The sequence below is a fragment of the Chryseobacterium sp. OSA05B genome, assembly GCF_019970065.1.
Taxonomy (GTDB): domain Bacteria; phylum Bacteroidota; class Bacteroidia; order Flavobacteriales; family Weeksellaceae; genus Chryseobacterium.
In genome coordinates this window covers 220,981-238,601 of record NZ_JAHXYH010000005.1, presented here as the reverse complement: position 1 = coordinate 238,601, position 17,621 = coordinate 220,981, and the positions used below count along the sequence as shown (strand labels likewise).

Genomic DNA, 17,621 nt, shown 5'->3' with positions numbered 1-17,621 from the left:
TTTTACAAATGTATTACAATTATTTTTCATAAACAACTTTCTTATCTGGTCTACCTTTGTCTTGTTCAAATAACAGAACAGAAGAAAATTTATAAAAACAATATTAACAAAATTAAATTTAATTTATTATGAAAAAGTCATTATTCGTAGCTGCTATCGCTGCAATCTCTCTAGTTGCTTGTAAAAAAACTGAAGCTACTTCTACTGAAGGAGCAACTGATTCTGCTGCTGCTAACGTAGCTGATTCTGCTGCTGTAGTTTCTGATTCTGCTGCTAAAGTAATCGATTCTGCTGCTACTACTGCTGTTAACGCAACTAAAGATGCTGCTGCTGCAACTACTGCTGCTGGTGCTGATGCTGCTAAAGATGTAGCTAAAGGTGCTGCTGACGCTGCTAAAGGTGCTGCTGATGCTGCTAAAGACGCTTCTAAAGAAGCTGCTAAAGAAGTTAAAGACGCTGCTAAGAAATAATTTTAGCTTAAGCTTAACAATAAAAGAACCGTTTCACCTGGTGAGACGGTTTTTTTATGCTTTATACTCTCGAAGATTCAAAATAAGGATGACTTTCATAATCTTCCCACTATAATCTTCCAGCTTTCTTCGCCTTACAGCCATCTATCCTTTTTTCTGCTTCAAAGATTCATAGCATGTGATAGCCACCGCATTACTTAAATTCAATGAATCAATACTTCCCGCCATCGGTATCAAAGTATTTTTTCCTTTACCGATCCAGAAATCACTTAAGCCGGAATGCTCGGTTCCGAATAATACCGCAGAACGCTGTTTGAAATCTCTTTTGTAAAGGTCTTCAGCAGTCTCATCCATAAGGGTGGTGTAGATATTGAAGTTGTTTTTCTGCAAAAACTCAAAAGTTTCTTTATTTTCAGCATCATAAACTTCCATTCCGAACAGGCATCCGACACTTGATCGTATAACATTTGGGTTATAAAAGTCTGCTTTTCCATCCGCAACAATCAGAGCATCAATTCCAAAAGCCTCGCAACTTCTCAGAATGGCACCCAGATTACCAGGTTTTTCAACACCTTCTACAATAATTACCGTTGAATTCTCTTTAGGAACAAATGATGAAAGCACATTATCTTTGGTGTTATAAATTCCGATGATCCCTTCCGAGCTTCCCCGGTACGCGATTTTTTTGTATACTTTCTCACTTACATAGTGAATTCTGCCTTCAGGAAGGACTCCCTTAAAGATATTTTCACAGATAAAAAACTCTACAGGTTCAAAATCATACTGTAGAGCTCTTTCATTTTCCTGCTGTCCTTCAACAACAAAAACCTTTGATTTTTTACGAAACCGATTGTCTGCCAGAAGTTTGGTGACATTTTTTATTTTATCGTTTTGAAAACTTTCTATCAACATCCTGCAAAATTATGCAAAATTTGTGATTAGGCCGTTTTAGTTTTCGTGAAAAGGGTTTTTGGGGTGATTCGGAACAGAACTTTATCATTGTATTTTCTATAGATAATGATGGCTATAATCAACATAATGGATAAAATCTTAAATGAATTCCCGTACAGGTTTCCTGAAACATTTTCCGAAACATTGAAAATTTCCCAATACAAATTCATTAAAATATGAAGAAATATGGCTGCCCAAAGATTAAAATCCATTTCAAAGTAAACCCATGAGAAAAAAACGGATCCGAAAAATGTAATCAGAAATATCTCTATAATTTCCGTTCCGCTGCTTCCCTGATATAAATGAACCTGCGCAAACAGAAGTGATCCGAATAAAGCAGAAGTGATAAATCCCAGTCTGCTAAACCTGTAGAGGATGCCTATAAGGAATGCTCTGAAAATAAGTTCTTCAAAAAATGCAGATGAAATCGTATTGATAAACAGAGATTGAATATCAATTTTGTCAGTCAGGCTGAAATTGATTAAATAACCTGCGAGCATTGGAAGTGTACCTATAAAAGCCAGATTGAAACCTTTTAAAACAGATTTGTTGATTGAAAACAGATCAGCTATATTCTTTTTAGGGAATAAGATTTTTAAGGTAATGATGAGCGGTATCATAGTGACTGAGTATGCTGCAACATGAGCGAGGGCTTTACTTCCTGACAATTCTCTTACGAAAGTTTGAATGGTCTTAAAATAAAAAAGATCAAAGAAGTAATACACAGAAAATCCGAGTACAAAAAAGAAAAAGAAAGAAATGATTTTGTTCATTGTTTATAAATTTTGAACAAAATTGCAGTTTGCAGAAAGCTTGACCAAATTAAAGTGATCAATGACAAAGAAATGTGACGAATTACAAATGTTAGGTTTTTAAATCTTTTAATTTGGGAATAATCAATGAGATAAAGCTTCTGGAAACTGGGACTTCAAAATCAATTTCAGAAAGAAAAAGTTTGTAGCCCTGTGCATTTCCTTTAAGACTTTTGACGTGATTTAAATTGAGAATATAAGAACGGTGACATTTTTTTATACCATCGGTCTCTATCTGATTCAAAAGATCGGACAGGCTGATTCTGATCAATACCTTTTTCACCATATGATCTTCTATAAAGTAAACCGAACAGTAGTTTTCCATAGACTGCGCACAGATAAAATGACTCTCAGGAATCTGCAGATTCGTCTGATTGGCAGCTATATTCAGTGTTGTATCGGGTTTATGATCTGTTGGCTGATGATAATCTGCCAGCTGCTTTGAAACCAGGTTGGCTGTTCTTTCGTGAATGCTTTTTAAATAAATATATCTTGACAATATATAAATGGTGGAAATAGGAATTCCCAATGCCAGACAGTAGAGAAACATATAAAGAAAGTTGCTGAAACTCAATTTGACATGACTAACGAATAAAGTATTGTAAAAATAAGACAGGATGGAGGCTAAAAAAATAATCCCGATCAGCTTTAGTAATTCGAAGCCGATGTTCCAGTCTTTGAAACGGATGATGCAGAAATCTGCAATAAAAAAAGCGGCTCCAAATATCAGAGAATACGGGAAAAGCAGAAGATACTTATACTGATGATGGAAGTTTTCTGTTCCAAAAGGCTGGAAAACGATGAGAAATATATAGAATAAAAGGCCTGCAACCATTGACGAAACCAGAATCTCTTTATAAGAATCAGATTTGGGATACGGATAGGCTGCAAAGGAAAACATACAATAAGTTTTTGGAGTTTAATTTTTCAAAACGGTCTGAGAATCCGGTTTGGAACGTAAGAGAAGTAAACTGCCGGCAAACATGGTAAGACAGCTCGCCAGCCACAGATAATATCCCGGTCCGTAGGACGTTATAGGAGATTTATGTCCTGCTTCATTAATGGTTATTTCGGTTTCCGTAAAATAATAAAGCGCCACACCTACAGAAAGTAAACCTAAAAACGCTGCCAATTTAGGCTGTTTGACCAAGAGGAAAATCCACGAGAACAAAAGAATAGGATTCGCCAGCCATGAAGTTCCGTCTCCTAAAAGATCAGTCCATCCCAGTAGAAAAAGAGCCAAACCATACATCTCATTATCCTTTCCTGTGAAAACCGCGGGCAAAGCCAAAGAAATTACAAAAACGAGAATACTGATTATTAAAATGATGTGACTTTTTTTCATAAGATTAGTTTTCTGTATCTAGAAAATTACCATTGTCAATAAGACTTTGTGGTAAATCTTTTTTATTTTTAATACCCAGCGATTTCAGTTTCTGGGTCTGGATCACAAGATTGTCATTCCCGCTGGAAAGCTGTTTGTAGGCATCATTGTAAACATTTTTAGCCTGGTCCAGATTTTTTCCTACTTTTTCAAGGTTCTCCACGAAGCCTACAAATTTATCATACAGTTTCGCACCACGTTCAGCAATCTCCATGGAGTTTCTGTTCTGATATTCGCGTTTCCAGAGATCTGCAATAAGCTTCAGAGAAGTGATTAGATTGCTTGGGTTGAGCAGAAGGATCCTTCTGTCGTATGCAAAGTTCCACAGATTCTGGTCTGCCTGCATCGCTGCAATATAAGCGGGTTCACTAGGAATGAACATCATCACAAAGTCCAGCGATTTTCCATAGTCGTCATATGCTTTCTGACTCAGTTGCAGAATGTGATTTTTGATTGAACCTAAATGCTGGCTGAGTTTTATGGCATATACATCCTGGTCGGTTTCATCTACCAGTTCTGTAAAAGCAGTCAGAGAAACTTTGGAATCAATGATCACATTTCTTTCATCCGGATATTTTATAACTGCATCGGGACGCATTTTCTTTCCTGAAAATTCGGAAAAAAGGGCTTTATTATCTTCATCACGAAGTTCATGTTCAAGAAAATATTCTCTTCCTTTGACCAGTCCTGATTTTTCAAGAATGCTCTCAAGGATCATTTCACCCCAGTTTCCCTGGGTTTTGCTTTCCCCTTTCAAAGCTCTTGTCAGTTTTTTTGCATCTTCAGAGATCTGTTGATTTAGTTCTGCCAGTTCTTTTACTTTTTCAGCAAGTGAGAAACGTTCCTTATTTTCCTTTTCATAGGCTTCGTTCACCCTGTTTTTAAGGTCGGTTATTTTTTCCTGGAAGGGTTCCAGAATATTTTTTAAATTATTTTGATTGAGAGTGGTGAACTTCTCTGTTTTTTCTTCTAAAATTTTATTGGCCAGATTTTCAAACTGCAGTTTTGATTCATCCTGAATTTTGGTAATTTCTTCCTTCTGTGTATCAAGAGACTGCTGCATGCTTTGATTTTTAGCAGAAAGTTCAGCATTTTTTGCAAAAACATGTTGCTTTTCAGAAATCAAAGTTTCTATTTGGGTGGTCTGCTTTACATTGAACTGCTTCTGTTCTAAAAACTGAGAATGTAATGAAGCGTGTTCTGCAGATATTTTTGCGTATTCATTTTTCAGATCGTTCAGAAGATCAGCCTGCTCTTGGTTTTGTTCTTTTTCTCTGGTGATATTTTGGCTCAGTTCCTGAGCTTTCAGATGAAGATTTTCAAGATCAGACTGTGTTTTGATATGCAGATTATTCAGTTCATCATAAGAACTTCTTGAAACCGTAGACGATTTTAGGGCAAAATACAAAATAACGGCTCCCAGAACTCCGCCGGCAATACATCCGATAATTAAATAGGTCATCTCCATGTTTCAAAATTACAAAAAGAAAAATTGATTCTTTTTACGGAAACCCAGCAAAATTTCAACATATGATTCTGTATTAAATATTTTTGGTTCCGGATAAGATTTCAATATTCTTCACCACATCGTTGCTCTCACATTTTTTCAATTCTTTAGTAAGAGCCGGGGTCAATATTTTAGGATTTAAAATCTGCGAAGCTACTTTTGCTGCGGCATAATCTACAATATGGATAACAGATTCTCTTAAAAAGTTGGGTGTGTTGGATGCAATAACTGCTGTTGCCCAGGAGGTTTCTCTTGCTTTGGAAATGGCGAAATCCAGAATGGCGTTATCTTTTCCGTTGGAAATTTTGTCAATGAGGTTGACGGGATAGCATATGGTATTTAACGAGTCCTGAACCTGTTGATTGATCGAGGCGATGACCGTATTGATGTTTTCAAAATCTTTTTTAAGCGAATTTATTTTACGGTAGGGCATCACCATTGCTGCAGAAATCCCGAGGTCCAGATTAATATGGGCATTCATTCCCAGGAAAATATGCTGTAAAATCAAAAGGTTTTTATTTTTCGTCGCTTCAAAAGCGGTGTACCACGATTGGGTGCATTTTTTTCCTTTGCTGTAATTTTCCCAGGCTTCCAGGTATCTTTGCGCAAAAGCGATGTCGAGTAGGATCATTCTCGGATTGTCTTCAAATTTTTTCTGTTGAATTCCTTTTAGCACCTGCGCGGTCATAATGCGGTACGTGCATGCGAAATATCCCACCGGGCTTTGGTTTTCTTTGCTCCAGATGATGATTCCATCCAGTTTTTTCAGTACTTCTTCAATCGTTTTCATAGCAGTTTTTTGTTTATTTAAAGATAATAAAAACCTGTGATCAGTGGTGTATTGCTTTGAAAACGAGTATGGTGATCTTTTTAATAATGAAAAAGTGAGCCGGAAAGCTCACTTTATTTTTGTTGACCAGATTATGGAGTGACGATAACCGGACCTGGAAAGGGCTCAAGGATTAATGGTTTGCACATTGCGGCCGGTTCACATCTGTTACCCATGCATATAAAATTAGTCATCGTGGTGGAGCCGTCAGGACATCTGATCATGGCCTCACCCGGGCATCCTCCGGGACATGGTGCCGGATACAGTGTTCCTCCGAATACTTCTTTCAGTTCCGTTCTCGATAGTTTGGATAGGTTCGTTTTTTTCATGGAATTAATTTTTTGATGGTTTTAATTTGTATATTTCTGAAAATGAATCCCTAAGATACTAAAAAAATAAATCACTACAATGTTACATAATGATTTATTTGATTTTTATACAATCTTTATCAAGTCAGACTAAGGTTTGACGATTTATAATTCATTTAGCAATTTTTCTGAACTCCATACATTGGCAAATTCCTCATTTAAATTAGCGAGGCTGGTAAGATGTATTAATTCTGAATCGTATTTTTCACCATGTATTCCTACTCTGTCAAAAGTTGCAGTGGCATCTGAAATTACATAGGTTTCATAGGCATAATTTCCAGCCATTCTTGTGGTGGTAGAAACACAATGATTGGTCGTTATTCCAATAATAACTAAAGAATTTATGTCCTGTTGATCAAGTTGTTCTTTTAAATCAGTTCCAATGAAAGCGCTATTTACATTTTTTGTAATGACAGGCTCATTGTTTTTTGGCAGAACATAATCATTGAATTCAAATCCGGTATGGGTTTCATGCAGTTTTGAATCGGGATTTAGTGAGCTGTGTCTGATGTGGAATATGGGCAGATTCAGTTCTCTCCATTTTTCTAATATTTTTCCACTGATTTTTTCCGCTGTTTTATTATTTCTGTTTCCGCCCCAATACTGTTCATCAAGAAATCCTTTTTGAATGTCAATTAAAAGTAAGGCTGGTTTTTTATCCCGAAGTTTCATATCATGTGATTTTAATTAGATACCCTGCTGGGTAATGGAGATGTAATTTGCTTAGCTTCCTAAATTCATAGAGAAAGTTGGTGTGTCATTCTCTTCTTGCCCGGCATCGTTTGGTGTGAGACCTTCAAAAAAGATGTGATCTCCGAGGTCTTTTTGACTGACCTGATTTTGTAACTGATAGAGCAGATCCAGAGCTGTAAAGTTGATCCCGTTGCCTGCTTTTAGTCTTGCAGAAAACTCAACCTGAAACATGCCATAGTCACTATTGTCTTCACTGAATACATCATCTTCATCACCAATGATTGTTTCATTATCTGCAATATCTTCTTTCCCTTTAATCCAGGCTTCATAGAAAACGTTTATTTCAGGTGCATCTATTACGGTTTTATAAGGTTCCCAGGATGCTTTCTCTTTTAATATCAGTGTCTGGTAGTCTGTGATTTCTTTATTGAAATCTTCGATGCTACTGTAGCCTTTCCTTTGAAAAGCCCAAAGAATGTTTGATAATAGGCCCATTTGTTTTGTTTTTTTAGAGGATTATCTTATTATGAATAATTAATAAGAAAAATAAGATACACAAAATTAAGTACAGAGGCTATAAATGAAGCAATAAATACAGCCAAATTATCACGTGTTTTTCCTGTGAATAATCTTATGATCCAATAATTAATGATGTAAGCAGGTATAAGTAAACCAAAAGAGAAAACGGATAGAAATATAAATTTGTATAAAATGATCAAAATAACAATAGTACTGACAACCGAGGCTATGATAGTCCCAAAAATGCTGAACATCAAAGTATCTGAATCAACTTTTAAATTCTCCACCTTCCGATGGATCTGATTGTATTTTGTATTAACAAGGATTCCGATGGTTTTATCAGATAACAAGTCAGAATTTAGTAATGCTAAACATTCCTTTTTAGATAATTTGTTCATGTAATGGCCATGAATCTCTCTTATCAGTCTGTTTTGTTCATTCAAAAACAAATGTTGATTTTTAATTTTATCATGAAAATCTTCCAGAGATCCTCTGCTTAAAATTTCGTCTATGATCTCTTGATCCGGTTTGCCCTGATAATCCATCTGATTCTTATAAGATTCGATCAGATCCTGTTCTGAAAATTTACTGTAAAAACCCACTTCTTTTACGGATTCACTTTAGATATTTCCTCATGATGCTTCAGATATAAAGGTAGCGCTGCAGATCCGTACCACGGGAAAATTTCATAACTGAAGACGCCTGCCTTTACAGCGGGATCTGTTTTTACCCATTGCTCAGCTTCTTCCTTAGATTTTGTATTGAAGATAAACATACCGCGGTAGTTTTCTTTGTTCTTCTCCAAAAATGGACCGGCTACTACAATTTTTCCTTCATCAGCCAGCTTTCCGATATTGGTCATATGGCCTTTCATCACTTCGCCCATTTTAGCTTTGTCTTCAATTTTTGTACTGCCAGTGGTCAGCATGACAATCGTGTAGGCTTTCATTCCATACTGATCTGCACCGAGAGAGGTCGCTAGTTCCTGGTTGAATTTTGCTTTTTCTGCTTTCTTTTCCTGGGCAAAAGATAAAATTGCCATTAAAAAAGAGATGGATACATAAATTTTTAATTTCATAGCAATGATTGTATTATAAGTCCAACATCTAACATCTTATGTCTGAAATCTGACGTCTGATATCTAAACTCTAATCTAATCTTTTATTCTCAAAAATTCCTTAGCCAATTCAATCATTTTTGGATCTCCTGTATATTTTCCATGTTCGTCGGAAAGTTTTACCGTTGGAATCCATTCTTTGTTTGGAGCCTGTACACCGATCAGTTTCATGACGATATTCATTGGTTTTAAACCGACATCGTTGGTAAGATTGGTCCCGATTCCAAATGAAACTCCAATCTTTCCTTTGCAGTAATTGGTGATTTCTTCTACCTTTTCAAGGTTCAGGGCATCGGAGAAGATGATGTATTTGAATAAAGGATTGATTCCGTTATTTTTATAATGGGCAATGGTCTTGTCTGCAAATTCCAGGGGATCACCGCTGTCGTGACGAACGCCGTCAAACAGTTTCGCGAACTTCTTGTCAAACTGCTGGAAAAAAACATCTGTGGTATAGGTATCGGAAAGAGCCACTCCAAGGTCTCCTCTGTAGACGTCTACCCAATGTTCAAGAGCCATTTCATTGGCCATTTTGAATCCGTATTCTGCCGCGTGGAACATAAACCATTCGTGGGCGTGGGTGCCGATTGGTTTTACCCCGAACTTCATCGCAAAATGAACATTGGAGCTTCCTATGAATGTGGATTGTTTATTTTGTGTTAAAGCTTCCATGACCAGATTCTGTACTTTGTAAGAGTGTCTTCTTCTGGTCCCGAATTCTGCGAAATTAACGCCAAGTCGTGCCAGAGAATCTGCTTTTTCCAGAGTTCTGCTCATCACGATATCATTGGAATCTCTTTCCATGTGATTCATTTCGTAATGAAGCTCACTGATCAGGGCCAGTAATGGAACTTCCCAAAGGATGGTTCGGTACCAGAGTCCTTCCACGGTTACAGAGAGCTCGCTTCCTTCCTGATGGATTTTCACCTCAGACGGATCGTAATGATAGCCTTCAAGGAAATCAAGGTAGGGAAGGTCTATATAGGGACAGGTTCTTGCCATGAATTTCTTTTCATCTTTGGTCAGCTTCAGCTCTGCCATTTTATTGACGGCTTCTTTTAAAGCTGCATCAAAGCCTTCCGGAAACTGGTGCTTTCCTCTGTTGATGAATTCGTATTTTACGATAGAGCTTGGAAATAATTTGACCACTGCATTCTGCATGGTGATTTTGTAGAAATCATTATCCAGTATAGAGTTTAATCGAACGTCGTACATAATATGTGTAATTTTAACGCAAATATAGTCATTTAAAATAAAAACCGCCTAAATGTAAGGCGATTTTTTTATTTATCAGTGTATTTCTGTCGGTTACTTCCCTAAATAAGAATTGTACATCCATACTTCTTTTTCCTGTTCTGTTATGTAGTCGCTCATCTGGGAATTTGTCCCTTCATCTCCCGCTGCATCTGTAATGTCCAGAAGTTCTCTCTGTAAATCCAGAACTACTTTAAATGAACTTAAAATATTCTCTACGCTTTTTGTACCGTCACTTACTTCTTTACTTTCCTTGATCGTAGATACTTTCAGATAGTCGGAGTAGTTGTGGGCCGGAGTGGCTCCTAATGTCAGGATTCTTTCTGCGATCTCATCGATCTTTAGTACCAGACTGTTGTACAATTCTTCAAACTTTGGGTGAAGCGTAAAGAATTGATCTCCTTTGATGTTCCAGTGTGAACCTCTTGTGTTCTGATAGAAAATGGAATAGTTGGCTAAAAGGATATTTAGTTTTTCTGAAATGTTTTTACAGTCGGCTTCTTTTAAACCGATAATGCTTGCATTTTTCATAAGTTTATTTTTTATATTAACAAAATTAGAAAATATTGTGCCGAAAGGACTTCAATGTCAATAGAAGATAACTATAAGAAAATGTTTTAAAATAGTTTGGAAACATGATACATATTCAATTTAAAGTAATGACGAAATAATACTATATAATAAGGTATAAATGAAATTGGTTTGAGAATGCACCGGAATGTATTTTTCTTTAAAAGAATATAGAAAAGTCATAAGATGAAAAAAAGGTGGAGCGCAGAGTGGATAGAATAAATTTTACAATTATTTAATACAGAGTCTATAATAAAAAATAACCTTCTTTATTTTACATTTTCTCAGCATATATCGGAAGTCTGTTATTGAGCTGTTCACAGGCAATGTCTTTTTGGTGTAAGTGTTTGATTTTAATTTTCATATAAGTTTTTGTAGATTGGAAAAATATTCCTATTTTTGCACCCTAAAATAAAAAGCAATTAAATGCCTACTATTCAACAATTAGTAAGAAAAGGAAGAGCCACGCTTGCCAAGAAGAGCAAATCGGCTGCCCTTGATTCTTGTCCACAAAGACGAGGTGTATGTACGAGAGTATATACTACCACTCCTAAGAAACCTAACTCTGCACTTAGAAAAGTTGCAAGGGTAAGACTTTCTAACGGGAAGGAAGTCAACGCCTACATCCCGGGCGAAGGACATAATCTTCAAGAGCACTCGATAGTATTGGTGAGAGGCGGAAGGGTGAAAGACCTACCGGGAGTACGTTACCACATCGTAAGAGGTGCTTTAGACACTGCAGGTGTAAATGGAAGAACACAGAGAAGATCGAAGTATGGAGCTAAGAGACCTAAGCCAGGTCAGGCAGCTGCTGCACCAGCAAAAGGAAAGAAAAAATAATCATTAAATAAGGTACAGAAGCAATGAGAAAGACAAAAGCGAAAAAAAGACCGTTGTTACCAGATCCGAAGTTTAATGATCAATTGGTAACTAGATTCGTAAACAACCTAATGCTTGATGGTAAGAAGTCAATTGCATTCAAAATTTTCTATGATGCTTTAGAGATCGTAGAAACTAAAAAAGGAGAAACTGAAAAGACTGCCCTTGAAATCTGGAAAGATGCATTAACAAACGTTATGCCTCACGTAGAAGTACGTTCTAGAAGAGTAGGTGGAGCTAACTTCCAGATTCCTATGCCAATCAGAGCTGATAGAAAAATTTCTATGGCAATGAAATGGTTAATCCTTTACTCTAAAAAGAGAAACGATAAGTCAATGGCTTTGAAATTGGCTAACGAAGTTGTAGCGGCTTCAAGAGAAGAAGGTGCTGCTTACAAGAAAAAATCTGATACTCACAAAATGGCGGAAGCTAACAAAGCTTTCTCACACTTTAAATTCTAATTAGAAATGAGTAGAGATCTTAAATTTACAAGAAATATTGGTATTGCTGCGCACATTGATGCTGGTAAAACTACTACTACAGAAAGAATCTTATTCTATACGGGTGTTAACCACAAAATTGGTGAAGTTCACGATGGTGCTTCTACAATGGACTGGATGGAGCAGGAAGCTGAAAGAGGTATTACCATTACTTCTGCAGCGACTACTTGTAACTGGAACTTCCCGACTGACCAAGGTAAAATTTTACCTGAAAGTAAGTCTTATCACTTCAACATCATCGATACACCGGGACACGTTGACTTCACAGTAGAAGTAAACAGATCTTTGAGAGTATTAGATGGATTGGTATTCTTATTCTCTGCAGTAGATGGAGTAGAGCCTCAGTCTGAAACAAACTGGAGACTTGCTGACAACTACAAAGTAGCAAGAATGGGATTCGTAAACAAAATGGACAGACAAGGTGCTGACTTCCTTAACGTGGTAAACCAGGTTAAGACTATGTTAGGATCAAACGCAGTTCCAATCGTTTTACCAATCGGTGCTGAAGAAGATTTCAAAGGTGTAGTAGACTTAATTAAAAACAGAGCTATCGTTTGGGACGAAGCAGGACAAGGAGCTACTTTTGAAGTAGTGCCAATTCCTGAAGACATGAAGGCTGAAGTTCTGGAATACAGAGAGAAATTAGTTGAAGCTGTTGCTGATTATGATGATACTTTGATGGAGAAATTCTTCGAAGATCCGGATTCAATTTCAGAAGACGAAATCAACGAAGCTCTTAGAAAAGCTACTATCGATTTATCTATTATCCCAATGACTTGTGGTTCTTCATTCAAGAATAAAGGAGTACAGTTTATGTTGGATGCAGTATGTAAATACCTTCCTTCTCCATTGGATAAAGATGATATCAAAGGTACTGACCCAAGAACAGATCTTGATATTACAAGAAAACCATCTGTAGACGAGCCTTTCGCAGCTTTAGCATTTAAGATTGCTACTGACCCGTTCGTGGGAAGATTAGCATTCTTCAGAGCATACTCTGGAAGACTTGATGCAGGTTCTTATATCTTGAACACTCGTTCAGGTGATAAAGAAAGAATCTCTAGAATCTATCAGATGCACGCTAACAAGCAAAATCCTGTAGAATATATTGAAGCAGGAGATATTGGTGCAGCGGTAGGTTTTAAATCTATCAAAACTGGTGATACAATGTGTGATGAGAAACACCCAATCGTTCTTGAATCGATGGTTTTCCCTGATCCGGTAATTGGTATCGCTGTTGAGCCTAAAACTAAGGCAGACCAGGATAAAATGGGTAACGCTCTAGCTAAACTAGCTGAAGAAGATCCTACTTTCCAGGTTAAAACTGACGAAGCTTCTGGTCAAACGATTATCTCAGGAATGGGTGAACTTCACCTTGACATTCTTGTAGATCGTATGAGAAGAGAATTCAAAGTAGAAGTTAACCAAGGTCAACCTCAGGTTGAATACAAAGAAAATCTTACAAGAGTTGCTCAACACAGAGAAGTTTACAAAAAACAATCTGGTGGTAAAGGTAAATTTGCTGATATTGTATTTGAACTAGGACCAGCTGACGAAGGTAAAATTGGTTTAGAATTCATCAATGAGATCAAAGGTGGTAACGTTCCTAGAGAATTTGTTCCTGCTATTGAAAAAGGCTTTAAAGCTGCAATGAAGAACGGTCCTTTGGCTGGTTTCGAAGTTGAAGGTATTAAAGTTGTTCTTAAAGACGGATCTTTCCACGCGGTGGATTCTGATGCTCTTTCCTTTGAAATGGCTGCTAAATTAGGATTTAAAGAAGCGGGACGTGCTGCTAAGCCAGTAATTATGGAGCCTATTATGAAACTGGAAGTTGTAACTCCGGAAGAATATATGGGTAACATCATTGGTGACCTTAACAAGAGAAGAGGTACAATCAGTGGTCAGGAAGAGAAAAACGGAGCTGTTGTAATCAAAGGTTCTGTTCCACTTTCTGAAATGTTTGGATATGTTACTACTCTAAGAACACTTTCATCAGGAAGAGCTACTTCTTCTATGGAATTAGAGAAGTATCAGGCTACTCCACAAAACGTTGCTGAAGAAATCATAGCTAAAGCAAAAGGTTAATTTTTTAAATTAGAAAAATGTCACAAAGAATCAGAATAAAACTAAAATCTTACGATTACAACTTGGTAGACAAGTCTGCTGAGAAAATCGTAAAAACGGTAAAGGCTACTGGTGCTGTTGTAAACGGACCAATTCCATTGCCTACTAATAAGAGAATCTTCACTGTGTTGAGATCTCCGCACGTAAATAAGAAAGCAAGAGAGCAGTTCCAACTTTCAGCTCACAAGAGACTAATGGATATCTACTCTTCTTCTTCTAAAACTGTTGATGCTCTAATGAAATTAGAGTTACCAAGCGGTGTAGACGTTGAAATTAAAGTGTGATAACTGCATACTTTGCAATGATTATAGATCCGTCCCTTTTTAGGGGCGGATTTTTTTGTTTAAACTATCGGCTATTATTAAGAGATTCACCACTCACTTGCGAAGCAAAATTGACTATTCCCATTTCTTAACCTTAATTTAAGCCATTTCTTAAAAGTCTCATTTCTGAAATCTGAAATCTTGATTCTAAAATTGACCATTCACATTTCCTGCTATTTCATCCTTTATACCCATAAGTCTACTTTAACATGGTCCCTTGAATGATGCTACGGTATCGTTAAAAGATCTCTACCACATACGGAGGCTCATTTATAATCTGATAATGATTAGTCATATCGAGGTGAGATATGTCACTTAGGTTTATTTATTTAGAATTATTAAAAATAATAATTTTGCAAAAAATTATCAGATGAATAAAGTAGTATCCTTTTCTCTGCTTGTATTAGGTGGGGTTTTTGTAAACGCACAGCAAGTGAATGATTCTATTAAAAAATCAAAAGAGATTGATGAAGTAGAACTGTTTGGTGAAAAAAAGAAACAGCCGGTAGGCCTTGAAGCCATTACCAGACTTCCTTTGAAAACCAGAGACCAGATCCAGAGTATTTCCGTGATCTCCTATAAAGTAATTGAAGATCTTGGAGGACTGACTGTAACTGATGTCGCTAAAAACATCCCTGGTGTTACCCAGTTCGGAAGCTATGGGGGAACAAGAGAAAGTATGTCTATCAGAGGGTATCGCGGAGTACCAGTTTTAAAGAACGGGGTTCAGATGGATTCTGATTTCCGTACAGGAGCTATGCTTACGGACATGCAGGGAGTGGAAAGTATTCAGGTGATTAAAGGTTCTGCTGCAGTAACGCAGGGAATCGGTGACGGACTTGGTTCTGCCGGTGGTGTCATCAACGTAGTGACTAAAGTTCCTAAGTTTATTAATGAAACCAATGTTGGTTTCAGATACGGAAGCTGGGATTTTTACAGAGCCACAGCAGACTTCCAGAGAGTTCTGGATGCTCAGGGCAAAGTAGCCGTAAGATTGAATGCTGCTTACCAGGATAACAACAGCTTCAGAAGATTTATCAATACAGACCGTATTTATGTAAACCCATCTATTGCATTCCGTCCTGATGATAAGACGGAGATCATAGTGGAGATGGATTATATGCAGAATAACACCACACCGGACAGAGGAACAGTGAACCTTGCCAAAGGAGATGTGGAAGCGATATACAGAATGCCGGGAAGGAAGTTCCTGGGTTTTACTTCAGATAATGCAAAAATCGAGACCTTCAATTTCTCTACAACGGTAACAAGAAAACTTACCGAAAAATTAAAGTTAAGAGCAGCTTATATAAGCTCTTCTTATCACTCTGAAATTGTAGGTGCTGCTTTGGCACCGGTGAATAGAAACAATCCAAATGAACTACGTGACCGAACACTGACTAGATCAGACAGAGAAGATTTAAACAAAGTCTTTCAGTTTGACTTTATCGGGGCAGATGTAAAGACCGGTTTTATGAAACATACTTTCCAGCTGGGATTTGACTGGAAAGAATCTAATGTGACTACAACTTCTTATAAAGCAGAAAAGGTTGACCAGATCAATGTTTTGAATGATGTTAATAATATTCTTCCTGCAGGAGTTAATATCAATCTTGCAACAGCTAATGCCGTTAACGCAGTAGCCCCAACTATGGGAGTAATGGCACAGGATGTCATCACTTTTAATAAATACATCAAAGCCCATTTAGGACTTCGTTACAGCAGATTAATCGGTTCTGATAAAGAAAAAGATTTTGCTTGGAACCCATCATTGGGAATCATGGTTTCTCCTATTGAAAATATGAATGTTTTTGGTTCATATACAAGCACTACTTCATTAAGAAGTTCAAACAATGCATTGCTTGGTGGTGGTACAGTAGGAGCTTCCACAACAAAGCAATGGGAAGCAGGAATAAAGTCCGACTGGCTTAATGAGAGATTAAGATTCAATGTTACGTTCTTTGATATTAACACGGATAATTTGTCCTATGAACTTCTGAAAGACGGAAACAGTACCGGAATTTATGCAATGGCAGGTGAATTAAGAAGGAAAGGGATGGAGATAGAACTGATCGGGAAAATCCTTCCCAATCTTCAGGTAATGACGGGGTGGGCTTATGTAGATGCCCAGTATAAAGACAGTCCTTCATTTGTAAATGGTTCGGCTCCTATCAATACTCCCAAGCATTCTGCAAATGCATGGCTGAATTATAAATTTAATGAAGGAGCTTTAACAGGACTTGACGTAGGAGCAGGAATTTATTATGTAGGAACCAGGCCGGTTGATGACTTCAAGCAGATTTATACGAATTCTGAAAATGGTCACGTCAACGGAACACAGCCTGGTGAAAAACCTTTCAACATGCCGGAATATACTACCGTAGATGCTCAGATCGGGTATACCTTCAAAAACGGATTGGGGCTGAGAGGTTTCTTCAACAATATTTTTGATGCTGTAGGGTACAATTCATATTTCAGAGGCGGCTACATCGATCAGATTCAACCGAGAAACTTTGCCGTACAGGTAAATTATAAATTCTAATCAGCAAAATTATTCATTATGAAAAGTGTAAAAACATTATTCTTAGCCTTTGCTCTGGCTGCAGTATCTATTGCATGTTCAGGGGACAAAAAGAAAGGAATCGACTATAATCAGTTTAAAACTGAAGTACAGCTTACCCCGGATCAGGTGAAAAGCTTTGACGGGATTACTAAGAAATACCAGGACCTTCAGGAACAGAACTTCCAGGCTGCAAAAGCGCAGGGTGGAAATATGGACCGAGTGGCATTGGGAATCAAAAATGAAGAACTGAGAGCACAGCAGTCTGTTGAAATGGCTAAAGTTCTTGATGGTCCTCAGATGGAAAAGTTCAACAAATTCGTTGATGAAAATTCAAGAAAAAGACCGAGATATGACAACGCTATTCTTGAAAGAATCAAAACGGAAGGTCAGCTTTCAGAAGATGAATTCAAAGTAGTGAATGCAGCCAACGATGCATTTGAAAAAGCATTCAATGATGCCCATGATGTGTATCACGGAAACAATGATCTTGCTAAAGAATACTGGGAGAAATTTGATGCCCAGAGAAAAGCAGCGATCAAGACCGCTCTTACCCCGGAACACTATACGAAGTTCGAAGAGATCGTAAAAGATATCAAGTTTAAGGGAAGAAAATAATTAAGTTCTAAACTTAGCAAAGGTTCGAAGTTGGAAGTCATGTTAGTCGGTAACTGTTTTTTTTGGTCTACTTATTAAAGTTTGCAAAAGTCATTCTTTAAACTGAGATAACTTCCATCATCAGGCTTCGTGCTTCCATTCTG

The 17,621-nt window shown here is 37.2% G+C and carries 19 protein-coding genes; 7 read left to right on the top strand and 12 right to left on the bottom strand.

Translation table 11 applies throughout. The features are described from left to right. Positions 1–128 precede the first annotated feature (128 nt). Positions 129–470: a hypothetical protein gene (locus LC419_RS19265; RefSeq protein WP_223608864.1), complete on the top strand. Its 342-nt coding sequence runs from the start codon at positions 129–131 to the stop codon at positions 468–470. Between the two features lie 144 nt (positions 471–614). Here the strand turns inward: LC419_RS19265 and LC419_RS19260 are convergent, their stop codons facing one another. The 12 genes from LC419_RS19260 to LC419_RS19205 form a co-directional block, all read right to left on the bottom strand. Then, positions 615–1,382 (bottom strand): RNA methyltransferase, encoded by a 768-nt coding sequence (locus tag LC419_RS19260; protein ID WP_223608863.1) that lies wholly within the window; start codon positions 1,380–1,382, stop codon positions 615–617. 26 nt (positions 1,383–1,408) lie between these two features. Beyond that, positions 1,409–2,194, bottom strand: coding sequence for a CPBP family intramembrane glutamic endopeptidase (locus tag LC419_RS19255; RefSeq protein WP_223608862.1), 786 nt, complete (start codon positions 2,192–2,194; stop codon positions 1,409–1,411). 91 nt (positions 2,195–2,285) lie between these two features. After that, on the bottom strand, positions 2,286–3,134 hold the full coding sequence (locus LC419_RS19250) for a LytTR family DNA-binding domain-containing protein (protein WP_223608861.1): 849 nt from the start codon (positions 3,132–3,134) through the stop codon (positions 2,286–2,288). A gap of 18 nt (positions 3,135–3,152) precedes the next feature. Then, complete coding sequence (locus LC419_RS19245; RefSeq protein WP_223608860.1) at positions 3,153–3,578, bottom strand: hypothetical protein; 426 nt, start codon at positions 3,576–3,578, stop codon at positions 3,153–3,155. 4 nt (positions 3,579–3,582) lie between these two features. Next, complete coding sequence (gene rmuC, locus LC419_RS19240) at positions 3,583–5,079, bottom strand: DNA recombination protein RmuC (protein WP_223608859.1); 1,497 nt, start codon at positions 5,077–5,079, stop codon at positions 3,583–3,585. Positions 5,080–5,158: 79 nt separating this feature from the next. Beyond that, the gene (locus tag LC419_RS19235) at positions 5,159–5,914 is read right to left on the bottom strand and encodes a DUF5995 family protein (protein ID WP_223608858.1); all 756 of its coding nucleotides are present in this window, start codon (positions 5,912–5,914) and stop codon (positions 5,159–5,161) included. 131 nt (positions 5,915–6,045) lie between these two features. Further along, complete coding sequence (locus LC419_RS19230) at positions 6,046–6,282, bottom strand: hypothetical protein (protein WP_223608857.1); 237 nt, start codon at positions 6,280–6,282, stop codon at positions 6,046–6,048. A gap of 144 nt (positions 6,283–6,426) precedes the next feature. After that, positions 6,427–6,993 carry a cysteine hydrolase family protein gene (locus LC419_RS19225; RefSeq protein ID WP_223608856.1) on the bottom strand — a complete coding sequence of 189 codons (567 nt, stop codon included), beginning with the start codon at positions 6,991–6,993 and terminating at the stop codon, positions 6,427–6,429. A 51-nt stretch (positions 6,994–7,044) separates the two neighbouring features. Further along, positions 7,045–7,509 (bottom strand): hypothetical protein, encoded by a 465-nt coding sequence (locus LC419_RS19220; protein ID WP_223608855.1) that lies wholly within the window; start codon positions 7,507–7,509, stop codon positions 7,045–7,047. 631 nt (positions 7,510–8,140) lie between these two features. Beyond that, complete coding sequence (locus LC419_RS19215; RefSeq protein WP_223608854.1) at positions 8,141–8,611, bottom strand: YciI family protein; 471 nt, start codon at positions 8,609–8,611, stop codon at positions 8,141–8,143. A gap of 75 nt (positions 8,612–8,686) precedes the next feature. Next, positions 8,687–9,865 (bottom strand): nicotinate phosphoribosyltransferase, encoded by a 1,179-nt coding sequence (gene pncB, locus LC419_RS19210; protein ID WP_223608853.1) that lies wholly within the window; start codon positions 9,863–9,865, stop codon positions 8,687–8,689. A gap of 93 nt (positions 9,866–9,958) precedes the next feature. Continuing rightward, positions 9,959–10,435 carry a Dps family protein gene (locus LC419_RS19205; protein ID WP_223608852.1) on the bottom strand — a complete coding sequence of 159 codons (477 nt, stop codon included), beginning with the start codon at positions 10,433–10,435 and terminating at the stop codon, positions 9,959–9,961. A gap of 465 nt (positions 10,436–10,900) precedes the next feature. Here LC419_RS19205 and rpsL point away from each other — a divergent pair, with 465 nt between their 5' ends. The 6 genes from rpsL (at position 10,901) to LC419_RS19175 (ending at position 17,478) form a co-directional block, all read left to right on the top strand. After that, entirely contained in the window at positions 10,901–11,314 is a 414-nt protein-coding gene (gene rpsL, locus LC419_RS19200; protein ID WP_002983146.1) for a 30S ribosomal protein S12, read from the top strand. 23 nt (positions 11,315–11,337) lie between these two features. Further along, on the top strand, positions 11,338–11,814 hold the full coding sequence (gene rpsG / locus LC419_RS19195; RefSeq protein WP_055987532.1) for a 30S ribosomal protein S7: 477 nt from the start codon (positions 11,338–11,340) through the stop codon (positions 11,812–11,814). Positions 11,815–11,820: 6 nt separating this feature from the next. After that, a complete protein-coding gene (fusA, locus tag LC419_RS19190; RefSeq protein WP_223608851.1) occupies positions 11,821–13,938 on the top strand; it encodes an elongation factor G in 2,118 nt (705 codons plus the stop codon). 17 nt (positions 13,939–13,955) lie between these two features. Beyond that, positions 13,956–14,261, top strand: a complete 306-nt coding sequence (rpsJ, locus tag LC419_RS19185; protein WP_002661363.1) for a 30S ribosomal protein S10 — start codon at positions 13,956–13,958, stop codon at positions 14,259–14,261. A gap of 409 nt (positions 14,262–14,670) precedes the next feature. Then, complete coding sequence (locus LC419_RS19180; RefSeq protein ID WP_223608850.1) at positions 14,671–16,842, top strand: TonB-dependent siderophore receptor; 2,172 nt, start codon at positions 14,671–14,673, stop codon at positions 16,840–16,842. Positions 16,843–16,860: 18 nt separating this feature from the next. Beyond that, on the top strand, positions 16,861–17,478 hold the full coding sequence (locus LC419_RS19175) for a hypothetical protein (protein WP_223608849.1): 618 nt from the start codon (positions 16,861–16,863) through the stop codon (positions 17,476–17,478). The last annotated feature ends 143 nt before the right edge of the window (positions 17,479–17,621 follow it).